This window comes from Streptomyces hebeiensis, assembly GCF_052983195.1.
Genome location: NZ_CM129812.1, coordinates 18,694 through 34,116, shown reverse-complemented (window position 1 = coordinate 34,116; position 15,423 = coordinate 18,694). Strand labels below are relative to the sequence as shown.

General features: G+C 71.7%; 12 protein-coding genes. 7 read left to right on the top strand and 5 right to left on the bottom strand.

Annotated features, from left to right (window positions below):
• Window positions 1-127: 127 nt before the first annotated feature.
• Together ACU6P3_RS00155 and ACU6P3_RS00150 are read right to left on the bottom strand one after the other, a co-directional pair.
• Window positions 128-265 carry a hypothetical protein gene (locus ACU6P3_RS00155; RefSeq protein ID WP_447195331.1) on the bottom strand — a complete coding sequence of 46 codons (138 nt, stop codon included), beginning with the start codon at window positions 263-265 and terminating at the stop codon, window positions 128-130.
• A gap of 469 nt (window positions 266-734) precedes the next feature.
• Window positions 735-1,676, bottom strand: a complete 942-nt coding sequence (locus ACU6P3_RS00150; RefSeq protein ID WP_447198156.1) for an arsenic resistance protein — start codon at window positions 1,674-1,676, stop codon at window positions 735-737.
• Window positions 1,677-2,335: 659 nt separating this feature from the next.
• Between ACU6P3_RS00150 and ACU6P3_RS00145 the strand changes: the two genes are divergently transcribed.
• The 7 genes from ACU6P3_RS00145 (at window position 2,336) to ACU6P3_RS00115 (ending at window position 11,742) form a co-directional block, all read left to right on the top strand.
• Window positions 2,336-2,881 carry a hypothetical protein gene (locus tag ACU6P3_RS00145; RefSeq protein WP_447195330.1) on the top strand — a complete coding sequence of 182 codons (546 nt, stop codon included), beginning with the start codon at window positions 2,336-2,338 and terminating at the stop codon, window positions 2,879-2,881.
• A 217-nt stretch (window positions 2,882-3,098) separates the two neighbouring features.
• Window positions 3,099-4,388, top strand: coding sequence for an ABC transporter substrate-binding protein (locus tag ACU6P3_RS00140; protein WP_447195329.1), 1,290 nt, complete (start codon window positions 3,099-3,101; stop codon window positions 4,386-4,388).
• A 31-nt stretch (window positions 4,389-4,419) separates the two neighbouring features.
• Entirely contained in the window at window positions 4,420-5,361 is a 942-nt protein-coding gene (locus ACU6P3_RS00135) for a carbohydrate ABC transporter permease (RefSeq protein WP_447195328.1), read from the top strand.
• A 13-nt stretch (window positions 5,362-5,374) separates the two neighbouring features.
• The gene (locus ACU6P3_RS00130; RefSeq protein ID WP_352088340.1) at window positions 5,375-6,202 is read left to right on the top strand and encodes a carbohydrate ABC transporter permease; all 828 of its coding nucleotides are present in this window, start codon (window positions 5,375-5,377) and stop codon (window positions 6,200-6,202) included.
• The gene (locus ACU6P3_RS00125) at window positions 6,199-7,245 is read left to right on the top strand and encodes a LacI family DNA-binding transcriptional regulator (RefSeq protein WP_447195327.1); all 1,047 of its coding nucleotides are present in this window, start codon (window positions 6,199-6,201) and stop codon (window positions 7,243-7,245) included. The genes ACU6P3_RS00130 and ACU6P3_RS00125 overlap by 4 nt, the downstream gene beginning before the upstream one ends.
• A gap of 105 nt (window positions 7,246-7,350) precedes the next feature.
• Entirely contained in the window at window positions 7,351-9,285 is a 1,935-nt protein-coding gene (locus ACU6P3_RS00120; RefSeq protein ID WP_447195326.1) for a glycoside hydrolase 5 family protein, read from the top strand.
• Between the two features lie 69 nt (window positions 9,286-9,354).
• On the top strand, window positions 9,355-11,742 hold the full coding sequence (locus ACU6P3_RS00115) for a glycoside hydrolase family 3 N-terminal domain-containing protein (protein ID WP_447195325.1): 2,388 nt from the start codon (window positions 9,355-9,357) through the stop codon (window positions 11,740-11,742).
• 9 nt (window positions 11,743-11,751) lie between these two features.
• On the opposite strand, the gene ACU6P3_RS00110 is transcribed toward ACU6P3_RS00115, so the two are convergent.
• From ACU6P3_RS00110 to ACU6P3_RS00100, 3 genes are all read right to left on the bottom strand, one after another.
• Window positions 11,752-13,392 (bottom strand): cellulase family glycosylhydrolase, encoded by a 1,641-nt coding sequence (locus tag ACU6P3_RS00110; protein ID WP_447195324.1) that lies wholly within the window; start codon window positions 13,390-13,392, stop codon window positions 11,752-11,754.
• Window positions 13,393-13,670: 278 nt separating this feature from the next.
• Complete coding sequence (locus ACU6P3_RS00105) at window positions 13,671-14,369, bottom strand: GntR family transcriptional regulator (protein ID WP_447195323.1); 699 nt, start codon at window positions 14,367-14,369, stop codon at window positions 13,671-13,673.
• Between the two features lie 72 nt (window positions 14,370-14,441).
• Window positions 14,442-15,329 carry a dihydrodipicolinate synthase family protein gene (locus tag ACU6P3_RS00100; protein ID WP_447195322.1) on the bottom strand — a complete coding sequence of 296 codons (888 nt, stop codon included), beginning with the start codon at window positions 15,327-15,329 and terminating at the stop codon, window positions 14,442-14,444.
• Between the last annotated feature and the right edge of the window lie 94 nt (window positions 15,330-15,423).

Genomic DNA, 15,423 nt, shown 5'->3' with positions numbered 1-15,423 from the left:
CACGCACACATCTCCGGGGAATCCCTCGTGGCGGTCGACGGCGAGGCGAAGGCCGATGCTCCCGCGGGCCACTACCGCCGCCATGGGCTACGCCACGACGTTCGACAGCGCCGGCGACGCGACCGGCCTACACCTGGCCACAGCCGAGTTCACCGTCCCCGACGACACGCCCGGCACCGGGACCGAGGCCGTGCTCGACCTGGGCAAGGCGACCGGAGCGGGTCATGTTCTCGACACCGGGGCCGGCCCGGGAGAACCAGCTCATCCTCGGCTGCCTGCGCCGCGACGCCAAGGACGCCGTGGCGTTCAACGGCAGCGTCGGCGTCGCCGGCGGCCTGCCCGTCCGCGTGCAGCCCTCCGGCCGGCCGGGTCGCCACCGGCGACCTGCGTTTCGACGTGTACACCCGCCGGAACGCGCCCGCCGGCACGGTCGAGGTGTCCTTCGACGACGGCAAGTGGCGGACAGCGGCCTCCACCGCCTCCCTCGGCCAGATGAAGTTCCGCGCGAAGCGGCCCCCTCGGACTCCGCGGCGGGCCGGGACGCGTCCCTGCGCGTCACCGCCACCGACGCGGACGGCAACGCGGTGACGCAGGAGGTGAAGAAGGCGTTCACCGTCGCCGCGGGTCAGACCCCGGAGGTGTCCGGCGAGCTCCCCGCCGGGGCGACGCAGGCCGTCGACGACTCGGCAGGTCGCGTGGGAGCCATCGAAGCCGCCCGCACCGGGTGCGGGCCCTCAGGAAGCGGGAAGCATCCGGGGCACCGCTCGCACGTAGAGGACCATGCCGACCACCTCGACCAGGGTCTGGGTGACCACCACCACCGAGGCGACGGCCAACTGGCCGGGCAGGGCCAGGGCGAGGGGGAGGACGACCAGGGAATTGCGCGTCGCGCCGGTGAACACGATCGCCCTGCTCTCCGGTATGTCGAGACGGAACAGTCGGGCGACGGCGAGCCCGGCGAACGCCATCACGACCAGGAAGAGGACGTAGAAGGGCACGACGCGGGCCACGTCGACGAGGCTGCCGCCGAGTCCGGGAACCTGGGACGCGACCACGGTCAGCAGGGTGGCGGCCATCAGCGGCACCATGGCCGTGCCCATCGCGTCCGCGGTCCTCCGGCCGGCCGGGCGCCGGGCGGCCCACGCCTGCGTGAGCCAGGCCAGTGCCAGCGGGACGACGATCAGCACGAGGAACGCCTCGACGAACGGTCCCACCTCGACGACATCGGCCAGGCCCGAGCCCAGGAACACGAAGAGATAGCCGGGCAGCAGCACCATCTGCACGAGCAGCAGCAGCGGAGTCGCCGCGAGCAGCCGCCGGCTGCTGCCACCGGCCAGACCGCTGAAGACGATCACGTAGTCCACGCACGGGGCCAGCAGCACCAGCAGCACGCCCAGCCGCACTGCCCGGTCGCCGGGGAGGAAGGAGAACATCGCCGCGACCACCAAGGGCACCACCACGAAGTTCACCACCAGCGCGGCGGCCAGGAACCGGCCCGCCCGCAGCGAGCGGACCAGCTCGGCGGCGGGCACCTGCAAGAACGTCACGTACAGCAGGGCGGCGAGGACCGGATTGATGGCGTGCTCAAGGCCCGCTCCCACGGCAGGGGCGGCCCAGCCCACCAGTCCGCCGGCGGCCAGCGCCCCCACGTAGACGGCGACCTGGTGGCGTTCCATGGCCGCGACCGGGCCGGATGACTGCGACAACGTACGTACTCCTCGGGAGGGGCTGCGACGGACCGGACCGGCGTCAGGCCGCGGGGGTGAACGGCTCGGCGAACGGGCCGGCGCCCCCGGACGGGGACGCGGAACCCCACCGCGGGACGAAACCTCATGCCCCGACGGTAGACCGTCGACCCGACTGGTTCGTCGGGCCCCCTCGAGATCGTCAGGGCCGTGACCCGCCCGGTCGTGGCACACCGTGACCGGCCGGGCGGGCGCCGCGGTCAGCCGGTCCTCTCCCGCGACGTCCGCGGGCCGGGCGCCACGCGGTCCGTCGCCGCTTCCGGCGGGGTCGTGGCCCGGCCGGGCTCCACCGAGGCGGACACCGGGTCGGGCCGGACGGACAGCAGGAGCAGGCCGGCCGCGAACAGGGGGGCGAGAGGACCGCGCTGATGACGAACGGCACCCGCCGGCCCCAGCTGAGGAACGCCTCTTCGGAGAGCAGGGCCGTCATGAGCGCGAACGCGCCGGTGGACAGGAGGGTGCCGCTGCCGGTTCCGATGGCGGGGAGCGAGGACAACAGGCCGCGCCGAGGGGCCGCTTCCCCGGCCGGGGGCGGCCTTCCGCGGTGCGGGGACGGTGTAGCCGCGGCGCGCGGCGGGGACCGTTCAGATGTGAGCGACACGATTGCGGTTGCCTTGGTCACCGCGCTGTCGACGTTGTTCGGTGTGTGGTTCACCGGGCGGGTCGCGTTACGGACCACGGCACGTCAGGTGGAAGCCCAGGAGAGGCAGAAGCGAAGGGACCACGAGGAGCAGCGGAAGGCACGGAAGCGAGAGATGCGCCGTGAGGTGTACGTGCAATTCCTCAACGCGGCCGAGGCGTTGGAGAGCGCGTTGATCCAGACCTGGGACCAGCCACTGCCCCAGGACTGTGAGTCGGTCTTCAAGGATCACCGCGCCAGGCTGATGAGACTGCGGGAGACATTCCACGTGCTGGACATGGAGGGACCCTGTTCCGTGACCGAGGCGGCACGTGACGTCCGTATCGCCGCGCAGAGACAGGTCGACCAACTGGAGGCCGTCGTCCGCGACGCGCGTGACCAGGGGACGACCAAAAGCCTCGGCATTTTCGCCAGCGACGTGTGGATGGAATGTCTGAAGACCTCGGAGGACATGCGGAACGAGCTCCTGAAGCGGGCGCGGAGCGCCTTGAACTGACGAACCGACCGCGTCGAGCTGACGAGCGGACCGCGTCGAGCGGATGAGCCGTACCGTACCGACCCCACCGGCCCCAGCCGATCCCCTCGTCCGCGCGGCGCACCACCGGATGCACACAAGGGGTTGACCATTCGTGGACGTGCCCCTAGGTTTCTCGCAACCCACTGGTACATCGTTTAACCAACATGGTTGACGTCCTGGTTGGAGACATCCCGCTGTGCGCTCACCTCTGAGTCGGCGCGGTTTCCTCGCCGCAGGCTCCGGCCTCGCCGCCGCTGCCGCGATCCCCGCTGTGTCCGGCTGTTCCTCGCTCGCCTCGGCCGATTCCGATCCCGGCACCCTGGTGGTGCACACCCAGCTCGGCACCACGGCACCCGGCTCCGCCACGTACACCGCCGTCGTCAAGGAGTTCCACCGGGAGAACCCGGGGCTCCGCATCAAGAACCTCGTCAACGGTGACGACCTGGCCCAGGTGTACGAGACCTCCCGGCTGGCCCGCAAGGAGCCGGACGTGGTCATGGTCAACCTGTACGACAAGACGCTGGCGTGGACCGACGTGGGCGCCACCGTCGACGTGCGCGACTACCTCGACCACTGGGGGCTGCGCGAACGCGTCCTGCCCGCCGCCCTGACGGAGTGGACCGACGGCAAGGGCAGGCTGCGTGCCTTCCCGTACTTCGCCGCCAACTGGCCCGTCGCCTACAACACCGCCTTGCTCGAACGGGCCGGCGTCGACTCCATACCCACCACCGGGGACCAGCTCATCGGCGCGGCCCGCAAGCTCCGGGCCAAGGGCATCGCCCCCGTCACCGTGGGTGGCAACGACTGGACCGGGCAGAAGCTGCTCGCCCAGATCATCCAGACCTTCCTCACCCCGCAGGAGGCCCGAGTCGTCTACTCGACCGGCGACTTCAGCGGCAGGGGAGCCCGCGAGGGCATCGACTACTTCGTCGCGCTGCGGGACGCCGGCGTCTTCGCCGACAAGGCCCAGGGCCTCACCTCCGACACGATGACCACGCAGTACAACACCGAAGCCGCCGCCGTCCAGTCCGCGATGTCCTCCGCCCTCGCGAAGGTGCCGCCGAAGACCGCCGGTCACACCGAGGTCGGCGGCTGGCCGCTCGCGCCCGGAGCCGCGCACGACAAGCCGACGATCCTGCGTTCGTTCACCCTCATCGGCTTCTGGATCAGCCCCAACGGCGTGAAGAAGCTGCCTGCCGTCGAGATGTTCCTGCGCTTCATGTACCGACCGGAGGTGGTGTCGCGCTTCATCACCGAGAGCGGACGGGACATGGCGCTCGTGACGGAAACGGTCAGCAAGGAGTTCCCCCTGGTGGCCAAGGCCCAGCAACTCGGCGACCGGGTCGACCAGGCGCTCCTGCCCGACCTGTACGTCCCCCCGGCCGCCACCCAGCCACTGATCACGGCGACCAGTACCGCCTTCACCCGGGGAACGAGCGCGGCATCCGTCCGCTCCGCCCTCGAATCCGCCTACCGCACGGCCTGATCCGCGCGCCCGAGCCCTCTGCGAGTCACTCATGCCGACGCTCTCGCCCGCCCCCGACGGCACCTCGGTCCGCCTGCCGGCCCCGCCCGCACCGCGGCCCGCCGCCGCGGCCCGCCGCACCCAGGGCGGGGTCGTCCTCGCCGTGCCCGCGCTGGTCTGGTACCTCGTCTTCATGGTCGGTCCGCTGGTCGCCATCTTCGTCATCGCCGCCCTGCACTGGCCCGGCATGCTCCAGCCGATCTCCTTCGCCGGGCTCGGGAACGTCCGGACCGTCCTCGACGACCCCGTCTTCTGGGACGCGGCGCGCAACACCGCCACCCAACTCGTCGTCGCGCTCCCGCTGATGATCGTCGCCGCGTACATGCTCGGGTACTACGTCGCCCAGCGCCCGCCCGGCCACCGCGCGCTGCGGTACCTGCTCTTCATACCCGGCCTGATCTCCACCCCGGCCAAGGCGATGGTGTTCTACGCCGTCCTCTCCCCGGACGGACTGCTCAACGGCGGACTGGAGAAGACCGGCCTCGGCTCGCTGACCGACGCCTGGCTCGCCTCGCCCTCCACCGCGCTGGCCTGCCTCATCCTCCTCGACGTGTGGAGCGGCATCGGCTTCACCGCCGTACTGTTCGCGGCCCGCCTGGGCAGTGTGCCGGACGAGATCGGCGAGGCCGCCCAGCTCGACGGCGCGGGCCACTGGCGCGCCATGTGGCGCATCCACTTCCCCGTCATCCGCGACTTCGTCGGGGTCGTGACGATGCTCCAGTTCCTGTGGACCCTGTTCGGCTCCGCCCAGAACGTGCTGCTGCTCACCCAGGGCGGCCCCGGAAGCTCGTCGACGACGCTGTCCTTCCTCGTCTACCAGAAGGCCTTCATCGCGGCCGATCTCGGCTACAGCCAGACCGTCGGCGTGGTCCTGTTCCTGGCCGGCCTGGCCGGGCTCCTGACCATCCGTCGCGTCTTCCGCCAGAACTACTGATCGGAGCGGTTCCATGAAGTTCGGAAGGTCCTGGCTGCCGGCGCACATCCTCGCGTGGCTGTACGCGGCGCTGCTGGTCGTCCCCCTCTACTACCTGCTGGTCTCCGCCTTCAAGACGAACGACCAGATCTTCGGCAGCCCTTTCTCCCCGCCCGCCTCGCTCTCCCCGGACAACTTCGGGGAGGCGTTCTCCTCCGCCCACCTCGGCCCCGCCGTCGTCAACTCGGCACTCGTCACGGCACTGGCACTCGCGCTCACCCTGGCACTCGCCGTCCCCGCGGCCTTCGCGATCGCCCGCTCCGAGGGGCGGCTGGGAGCCCTGGTGGAGCGGGTGTTCTCGCTGGGGTTCCTGGTTCCCACGTTCGCCGCGCTCTTCCCCACCTTCCTGCTCGCCGCCGGCACCGGGCTGTTCCACACCCGCGCCTTCATGGTGCTGTTCCTGCCCGCCACCGCGATGCCCCTCTCCGTGGTCATCCTGGTGCAGTTCATGCGGACCATCCCGCGCGAGATGGAGGAGGCCGCGCGCATCGACGGCGCCTCCACCTTCGCCGTCCTGCGGCACGTCTACACACCGATGTGCATGCCGGGGATCGCGACCATCCTGCTGCTGAACTTCCTGACCTTCTGGAACGAGTACCTCTACTCGCTCGTCATCATCGGCCCCGACCCCGAGCAGCGCACCGTGCAGGTCGCCCTGCCCACCCTGAAGTCCCTGACCGGCACCGACTACGGCATCCTGACGGCGGGCACGCTCCTGACACTGGTCCCGGTCTGGGTGGTGTACACCGTGCTCCAGAAGCGCATGCAGCAGGCACTCGTCAGCGGGGCGGTGAAGATGTGAAGGAACGTCCCGAGGGCGCCGCGCGCCCAACGATCAAGGCCGTGGCCGCCGAGGCGGGAGTCTCCACCGCGACGGTCTCCCAGGCCGTCAACGGCACCGGCCGGATCTCGGACGCCACGCGGCGACGCGTCCTCGAAGCGGCCACCAGGCTGGGCTGGTCGCCCAGCGCCTCCGCGACGGCACTGCGCCGGGCGCGCACCCGCACGATCGCCCTCGTCGTCCGGCGCCCCACGGACGTACTGGGCGCCGACCCGCACTTCAGCGAACTGATCACGGGTCTGGAGGGGGAGCTGTCCCCGCGGGGCTACGGTCTGCTGCTCCACCTGGTCGCCGACATGCCGCAGGAGAGCACGCTGTACGAGCGGCTGGTCGCCGAAGGCCGCATCGACGGCGCCGTCCTCACCGACGCACGCGCGGACGACCCGCGCCCCCGGCTGCTGCACGGCCTCGGACTGCCCGCCGTCCTGCTGGGCGCACCGGCCCACGGCTCGGCGGTGCCCGGCGTGGGACTCGGGCAGCAGGGCGCCGGCGTCCGCGAGGCCGTCGCCCACCTGCTGGAACTCGGCCATACCCGCGTCGCCTACGTCGCGGGTCCGGCCGAACTGCTGCACACCCGGCTGCGCCGTACCGCGTTCGAGGAGGCCCTCGCCGAGCGGGGACTGCGGCCGGTCGCCGTCCGGCACACCGACTTCACGGAGGAGGCGGCCGTCGCCGTCACGAAGGACCTGCTCGCCCTGCCCGACCGGCCGACCGCCCTGGTCTTCCCCAACGACTCCATGGCCGTCTGCGGCATCGGCACCGCCCAGCGCGCCGGGCTCCGGGTGCCCGGAGACCTGTCGGTCGTGGGGTACGACAACCTCCCGCTCGGCCGCTGGCTGCACCCCCGGCTGACCACCGTCGACCAGCAGGTGCAGCGCGTCGGCGCCGCCGCCGCCCTCACCCTGCTCGCCCGGTGCGGCGAGGACGTGTCCCCGGCCGTCCTCGACGGGCGCCCGCGGCTGGTCGTACGGGAATCCACCGGTCCCCTCCCGACGGGAGCCTGAACCGTGCGCCCCGTTCCGGCCATCCGGGGCCCGCCCGCACCTGTGAACCCTCCACACCGACAGCCGCGCCGACACACCCCCGCACTCGAAGAGGCCAGAGAGACCATGCGACGCCACAGTGCCCAGCTCACCCATGACTCCGCCGTTCTTCCCTGGCTCGGCGCCAACTTCTGGTCCCGCACCGGCGGTCCGCTGATGTGGCGCGACTACGAGCCGAAGACGGTACGCGAGGAGCTGGCCGTCCTGCGGGACCACGGGCTCAACATGACCCGGTCCTTCTTCTACTGGCCCGACTTCCACCCCGAGCCCGGCCGTGTCGACGAGGAACTCTGCGACCGCTTCCGCGACTTCCTCGAGGCCCACACCGAAGCGGGCATGGGCACGATCCCCACCTTCATCGTCGGCCACATGTCGGGCGAGAACTGGGACCCCGCCTGGCGCGGCGGACGGGACCTGTACGAGGACGTGTGGCTCGTCGGACGGCAGGCGTGGTTCGTCTCCCAGATGACCCGGCGCTTCAAGGACCACCCCGCCGTGACCGGCTGGCTGATCACCAACGAGATGCCGGGCTACGGACGGATCTACCAGGTCGACCCGCCCTCACCCGACGTCGTCACCGCCTGGGCACAGTTCATGTGCGACGCGGTCCGCGCGGCGGGCGGCACCCAGCCGGTGTCACTCGGCGACGGCGCCTGGGGCATCGAGGTGACGGGCCGCGACAACGGCTTCTCCCTGCGGGACACCGCCGAGTACGTCGACTTCGTCGGCCCGCACGTCTACCGCTCCGACACGGACCGGCCACGCCAGCACTACCGCGCCGCCTTCGAGTGCGAACTCGCCGCCGTCGCAGGCCGGCCGGTCGTACTGGAGGAGTTCGGGCTCTCCACCGACACCGTGTCGGCCGCGAACGCGGGCGTGTTCTACCGGCAGACCCTGCACAACTCACTGCTCGGGGGAGCCACCGGCTGGATCGCCTGGAACAACACCGACTACGACGACCTGTGGGACCGCCCGCCCTACGACCACCACCCCTTCGAGATGCACTTCGGGATCACCGACCACACCGGACGTCCGAAGGAACCGCTGCGCGAACTGGCCGACTTCGCCGAGGTGCTGCGCCGCGTCGACTTCGCGCGCTGCCGCCGCACGGACGCGGACGCCGCACTGGTCGTGCCCGCCTTCCTGGAGCGTGGCTACCCCTACAGCCGGCCCGCCGACCGACCGCTGATCTTCACCTCGCTGCACCAGGGGTACGTGGCCGCGCGCGGCGCCGACCTGCCCGTGGCGTTCGCCCGGGAGGCGGACGGGCTGCCGGACGACGCCCGGCTGTATCTGCTGCCCTCCACACGCCAGCTGACCACCCGTACCCGCCGGGCCCTGGAGCGCAGGGCCCGGGAAGGGGCGACCGTCTACCTGTCGTTCTGCTCGGGCGAACACCCGACGACGCGCGGTCCGTGGTTCCACGACCTCGACGGCCTGTTCGGGGTGGAACTCCAGCTCTCCTACGGTGTCGCCGAGCCCATCGCGGACGACGTCCTGGAGATGACGTTCACCGAGGACTTCGGTTCGATCGCCGCGGGCGAGATCCTGACCTTCCCCGTCGCAGGGAACGAGGACAGCCGCGCCTACCTGCCGGTCGTCCCGACCGGCGCGCGGGTCGTCGCCACCGACGCGCACGGCCGCCCCGCACTGCTGTGCCACGAGACGGGGGAGGGCCGCACGGTGCTGGCCACCTACCCGCTGGAGCACATGGCCGCGCGGACGGCCCGTGTCAACCCGGAACAGACGCACCGGCTGTACGCGGCACTCGCCGAACTCGCCGGAGCCGCCCGGACGGTGACGGTCGACACGCCCTATGTCGCGGCCGACACACTCGTCCGCGAGGACGGCTCCCGCTTCGTGTGGCTGGTGAGCCAGTCCGACGAGGAGCTGACCGTACGCCCGGCCGCGGACGGCGAGCTGACCGAGCTGACCGGTGGGGAGCCCGTGCAGGACGTGGTGCTCGCCCCGTACGGGGTCCGCGTCCTCGCGCTGCGCTGACCACCTCGAGCCACCCGCACCACCCGCACCATCCATCGCACCGACGTGTCCCGCGAGGTGAGCCATCCGATGTCCGAACCACTGTTCCGCGACCCCGCCGCGCCCGTCGCCGACCGGGTCCGCGATCTGCTGGCACGGATGACCCTCATCGAGAAGGTGGGCCAGGTCAACCAGCGGATGTACGGATGGGACGCGTACGAGCGCACCCCCGAGGGCCACCGGCTCACCGAGGCGTTCCGCGCGGAGGTGGCCGCCTTCGACGGGATGGGCGCGCTGTACGGATTGCAGCGCGCCGACCCGTGGTCGGGCGTGACGGCTGCCACGGGGATCGGTTCGGCGGACGGCGCGCGGGTATCCGACGCCGTGCAGCGCCATGTCGTGGAGAACACCCGCCTCGGCATCCCCGTCCTCATGGTCGAGGAGATGCCGCACGGCCACCAGGCGCTGGACGGGACCGTACTGCCGGTCAACCTCGCGGTCGGAGCCACGTGGAACCCGGAACTCTACGGGGAGGCGGCGGCCCTCGCCGCCGCGCAGCTCCGGGCGCGCGGCGGTCATGTCGCCCTCGTGTCCGCGCTCGACCTGGTGCGCGATCCGCGCTGGGGCCGCACCGAGGAGTGCTTCGGGGAGGACCCGTACCTCGCGGCACGGTTCACCGAGGCGCTGGTGCGCGGCGTCCAGGGACCGCCGGGCGACCGGATCGGACCGGACCGGGCGGCCGTCGTCCTCAAACACTTCGCGGGACAGGGCGCCACCGTCGGCGGTCGCAACAGCGCGGCCACCGAGCTGGGCGCCAGAGAGCTGCACGAGATCCACCTGGAGGCCGCCCGCGCGGGGATACGCGCCGGCGCGGCGGGCGTCATGGCCGCGTACAACGAGTTCGACGGCGTTCCGTGCGCCGCCAACCGTGATCTGCTGACCGGGATCCTGCGCGAACGGTGGGGGTTCAGCGGGCTGGTGATGGCCGACGGACTCGCCCTGGACCGCCTGGTGAGACTGGCCGGCGACCCGGTGGCGGCCGGCGCCCTGGCGCTTCGGGCGGGAACCGACCTGAGCCTGTGGGACGGGTGCTTCCCACGGCTGGCGGAAGCGGTGCGGCGGGGCCTCGTCGACGAGGGCACGCTCGACACGGCGGCCGGACGGGTCCTCGCGCTGAAGTTCCGGCTCGGTCTCTTCGAGCAGCCGTACACGGGAGCGCGCCCGGCCGTCGCGGCCCCGGAGCGGCTCAGCGAGCGCCTCGCCCGCGAGTCACTCACCCTCCTCGAACACGACGGTGTGACACTGCCGTTCACACAACAGGTCAGGACGATCGCGGTCATCGGGCCGAACGCGGACTCCGTAGCGGGGCAGATCGGCGACTACACCGCGCCCCCGCGACCCGGCACGGGCGTCAGCCTGCTCGACGGAATCCGGGCCGCCGCGCCCGAGGGCACCGAGATCACGTACGCCCGGGGGAGCGGCCTCGTCGGCGGGGACACGACGGGCCTCCCCGAGGCGGTGGCGCTCGCCCGCGCGGCCGATGTGGCGGTGGTGGTGCTCGGCGGTTCGAGCGCACGGGAGTCCACCACGCGCTTCGACTCCAACGGCGCGGCCGTCGTCGCTTCGGCCCAGCCGGTGGAGATGACCTGCGGGGAGGGCGTGGACCTGGCCGAACTCTCCCTCCCCGCAGGGCAGTCGGCCCTGCTGGACGCCGTCGCCGCCACGGGGGTGACCGTGGTGCTGGTCCTGGTGCAGGGCCGTCCGCACGCACTGCCCGACCTCACCGACCGGACGGGCGCCGTCCTCAGCGCCTGGTACCCCGGCCCGTGGGGCGGGCGCGCGGTGGCGGACGTGCTGTTCGGCGTGTCGGAGCCCAGCGGTCGGCTGCCCGTCTCCGTACCCCGGTCGGCTGCCCAACTGCCCGTCTACTACAACGGGAAGGACCACACGTACCGAGGGTATGTGGATCAGCCCGCCACGGCGCGTCATCCGTTCGGTCACGGTCTGTCGTGCACGACGGTCGAGTACGGCCCGCCCCGGCTCTCCCACCCGTCCGCCACGACGGCCGACCTGGAGGCGGCCGACCCCGACAGGGCCCGGGCGGACGGGATCACGACGGACGGAGTCCCGGCGGGCGAAGGAACACGGGGCGGCGGTGCGGGGCCCGTCAGCTGTACGGTCCGCGTCGCCAACACGGGCGGCCGGCCCGTCCGCGAAACCGTACAGCTCTACGTGCGCCGGGTGCTCGGCGGGACGTCGTGGCCGCGCGTACGCGAACTGCGCGGGTTCGTCCGGGTGGAGCTGGCACCGGGCGAGAGCACCGAGGTGACCTTCCCGGTGGTCGCGCGGACCCTGGCCTCCGTCACGCGCTCGGGCGAGCGGGCGGTGGAGCCGGGAGAGTTCGCGATCGAGACGGGTCCGTCCTCCGGCCGCACCCGCGCGGCCCGGCTCACGGTGACGGCGCCGCCCGCCCGGTGAACGGACGTCCTACGGGCTGACGGCGCAGCTGCCGCCGTTCAGGGAGAAGGCGCTCGGCACGGAATTGGTGCCGGCCCTGTTGGCGAGGAAGCCGAGGGCGACCGAGCCGCCGGCGGGGATGGTGGCGGTGTAGGGGGCGGGGGTGACGGTCACCGCGGCGGCGGTCTGCCGGGGGGTGCCGCCCCACATGGTGGTGATGACCTGGCCGTTCGCGAAGGCGAACGCCAACGACCAGTCGGTGATGGCGGCGGTGCCGGTGTTGCGGATGGTGATCTCGCCCTGGAAGCCGCCGTTCCACTCGCCGACGACGCGGTAGCCGACCGCGCAGCCCGAGCCGGGGCCGCCGCCCTCCTTGGTGGTGACGCCGACCGTGGCCGAGCGGGCCGAACGGTTGCCGGCCGCGTCCCGCGCGTAGACGCCGAACGTGTAGGAGGTGCCGGCGGTCAGGCCGGTGAGGGTCGCCGTGGTGCCGGTGGAGGTGGCGATCCTGGTTTCGGTTCCTCCGCTGACGCGGACGACGTCGTACGCGGTGACGCCGACGTTGTCGGTGGCGGCCGGCCAGGTGAGGGTGGCGGAGGTGGCGGTCACCGCGGAGGCGACGGGGGCGCCGGGGACGGTCGGGGCCTGGCTGTCGCCGGAACCGCCGCCGTAGACCGTGGCTTCGCGGGAGGTCTCGGCGATGCCGTCGGGCCCGTTGATGACGCGCTTGCCCCAGTCCGTGAGCCTGCCCGGGTCGAAGTCCGTGGCCATGTCCAGGATGGGATCGGTGTTGCCGCTCCAGGACCACGCGAGGTAGCCGAGACGGAGCCGCTCGGCGGTGGCCATCATGGTGTTCTCGTCGGGGTCGCCCCACTGGTCGGGCGGCCCGCCGAACTCGCCGATCAGGAGGGGCAGTCCGGCGTCGACGAAGGCGTTCAGGTAGTCGGTGATCTCCTGTGCGGTGTCGTAGACGCTGTACATGTGGATCGAGAAGATCAGGTCACCGGTGGGGTCGGAATCGTAGACGGACCGGGCGTTGGCGCGCATGACCCCTTGCAGGTCCTGGCCCCAGTTCGGCGCGTCCACCATGATCGTGTGCTCGAGCCCCGCGGCACGCAGCTTTCGCACGGCCGCGATGGTGGGAGCGGTCCAGCCGGCGGGGTCGGTGTTGCCCCAGGGCTCGTTGCCGATGTTGATGACGACGTAGTTCTCTTCTCCGGCGAGCACGCTCTTCAGGCCGGTCCAGTAGTCGGCCGCGTGGTCGAGTGTTCCGGCCGCGGCGTCCTCGCCGTAGCCAGTGGTGTCGTGCACCTCCAGTACGCAGATCAGCCGGTTGGCCTTGCACTGGGAGATGACACCCGCGACATCCTCGGGACTGTTCTTCGACCAGCGGTGGCCGTCGGAGAGAACGACGCGGACGGTATTGGCGCCGACGGCCTTGATGTCGGCCAGCGACTGCGTCTCGCCCGGGTACCACGTGTGCGCGTGGTTGATCCCGCGCATGACGAAGTCGTTCCCGTTGGCCTCACGTAATCGGCCGTCGCTGATGTGCAGGCCGCCGGCCAGTGGCTCGCGAGACTCGGCCTGGGCGACCGCCGGGCCGGGACCCGTGGTCAAGAAGAAGCCGGCCAGTACGGCCAGCAGGGCGGCCAGGAATCTGTTCCGTTTCATCGTCTCTCCGGGATCGAGTGCCTGATGGCTACCGCGCACGGGTTTTTGGGAGCGTTCCCATCCATTGCACCGCACGTGGGAGACGTCAAGGACCGCGACGGCGGCCGGGACGCCGACGGTCCGCGACGCGGGTGTCCGTGCCGCACCCGGGCGCCCGGAGCGCGGTAGGGCCAGGCGCAAGTGCCGGGAACCGCGCGGGACGGGGGAGCGGCGGTAGGGGGCGGGGCCTCGGCCGCCTCGCGCGCGGTCGCCCTCGCAAGCCGCGGCAGGCGTCAGCGTCAGGTGACGATGTCGTGCGAGGCCATGTCGGCCAGCGTCCATTCCTCGACCTCGGTGAGGTGCAGCGCGGCGGCCTCCTGGGCGGCCTCGGTGTCGCGTGCCGCCATGGCGTCCAGTATTTCGAGATGCCTCCGGGTGGACCCCGCGAGGCGGTGCGGGCCGGTGGCGCCGAGGACGCGCAGCCAGTAGACGAAGGGTTCGACCGACTCGCGGGCCGCGATCAGGCGGCTGTTGCCGGTGCTGGCGATGATCTCGCGATGAATGCGGGTGTCGCTGGCGAAGAACGGTTCGTAGTCGCCCTGTTCGGCCGCGCGGATGGCGGCGACGGCCTCGTCTCGAAGGTCGGCGATCTGCTCCAGCGGCATGGCCCCGGCGGCCACTCCGGTGGCCAGCCACTCCAGGCCCTTGCGCAGCTGGCACACCTCGTGGACGTCCTGACGGCTCGGCCGGGTGACGAACGTGCCCGAGCGCGGACGCGTCTCGACGAGCCGGTCGTGCTCCAGGCGCAGCAGCGTGTCACGCACCGGGGTCCGGGACACGCCGAACTCGTTCGCGATCGCCTGCGGATCGAGCCGGGACCCGGGGGCATAGGCGCCCGTCGTGATCCGCTCGCACAGGATCGAGTGGAGCTGCTCGGAGATCGACTCCACGACCAGGGGGGTGGTGCCGCGGCTGCTGCGGACGGACGGGGTGGCCATGATCGCCCTTCTTCTCCAACGGTCGCCGCGCCGCCGGTTCCGACCCGGCGGCCGGCGTTGTCGACACAGCATCTAATCGATCAGGTTAGCCGCACGCAGAGCCGTCCTGATGCGCTCCCGCTCGGCCTGGGTGGCGGGCTTGAAGGGACGGCGCGGCAGACCGGGGGAGCGGCCCTGCAGTTCGAGCGCTGCCTTGAGCGTGGCGGGCAGGTTGGGCGCGTCGATGGCCCGCCAGACCGTCAGGATCCGCTCGTGCAGTTCGAGGGCCTTGGCGTGGTCGCCGGCCTGCACCGCGTCCCACAGCTCGACGCTCAGCCGGGGGGTGACCGTGGGGATCGCGGCCAGGGCGCCGTGTGCGCCCATGACGAACGCCGGGTAGTGCAGATCGTCGAGCGCGGCGAGGACGGTGAACCGGTCGCGCATACGGTGCAACAGGTCGGCCAGGAGGTGGATGTCACCGCCGGACTGTTTGATGGCCACGACCTGCGGGACCTCGCGCAGCAGCTCGATCGTGTCCACCGGCACCAGCGCCCACGGCACCACGTTGTACAGCACGATCGGCAGGTCCGTGGCCTCGCCGATCTCACGGTAGTGCGCGACCGTTTCCTCGGGGGACGGTGCGAACACGTAGTGCACGGGGGTGACCTGGAGGGCGTCGACCCCGACCTCCTTCAGCGCGAGGGAGTAGCGCCTGGCCTGCGCCGTGCTGTTCTGGATCACACCGCCGACGACCGGGACCCGTCCGGCGACCTCGTCGACGACGACGGCGCAGATCGCCGCGCTCTCCTCCAGCGACAGCGTCTGGCCCTCGCCGGTGCTGCCGCAGGCGCAGATCGCCGTCACCCCCTGGTCCAGGAGGTACCTGACCTCGCCGCGCAGCAGGTCGAGGTCGACTTCGTCCTTCGCGTCGAACGGCGTGACGACGGTCGAGATCATGCCGCCGAGCCGGATGTCCTTCACGTGGCCTCCCGGGTATTGCCGCGCCCACGGCGCGAATGTAATGTCTGATGCATCAGATGCTAGCACGCGGTCTCCGGCAGGAGAGCCGCCACTC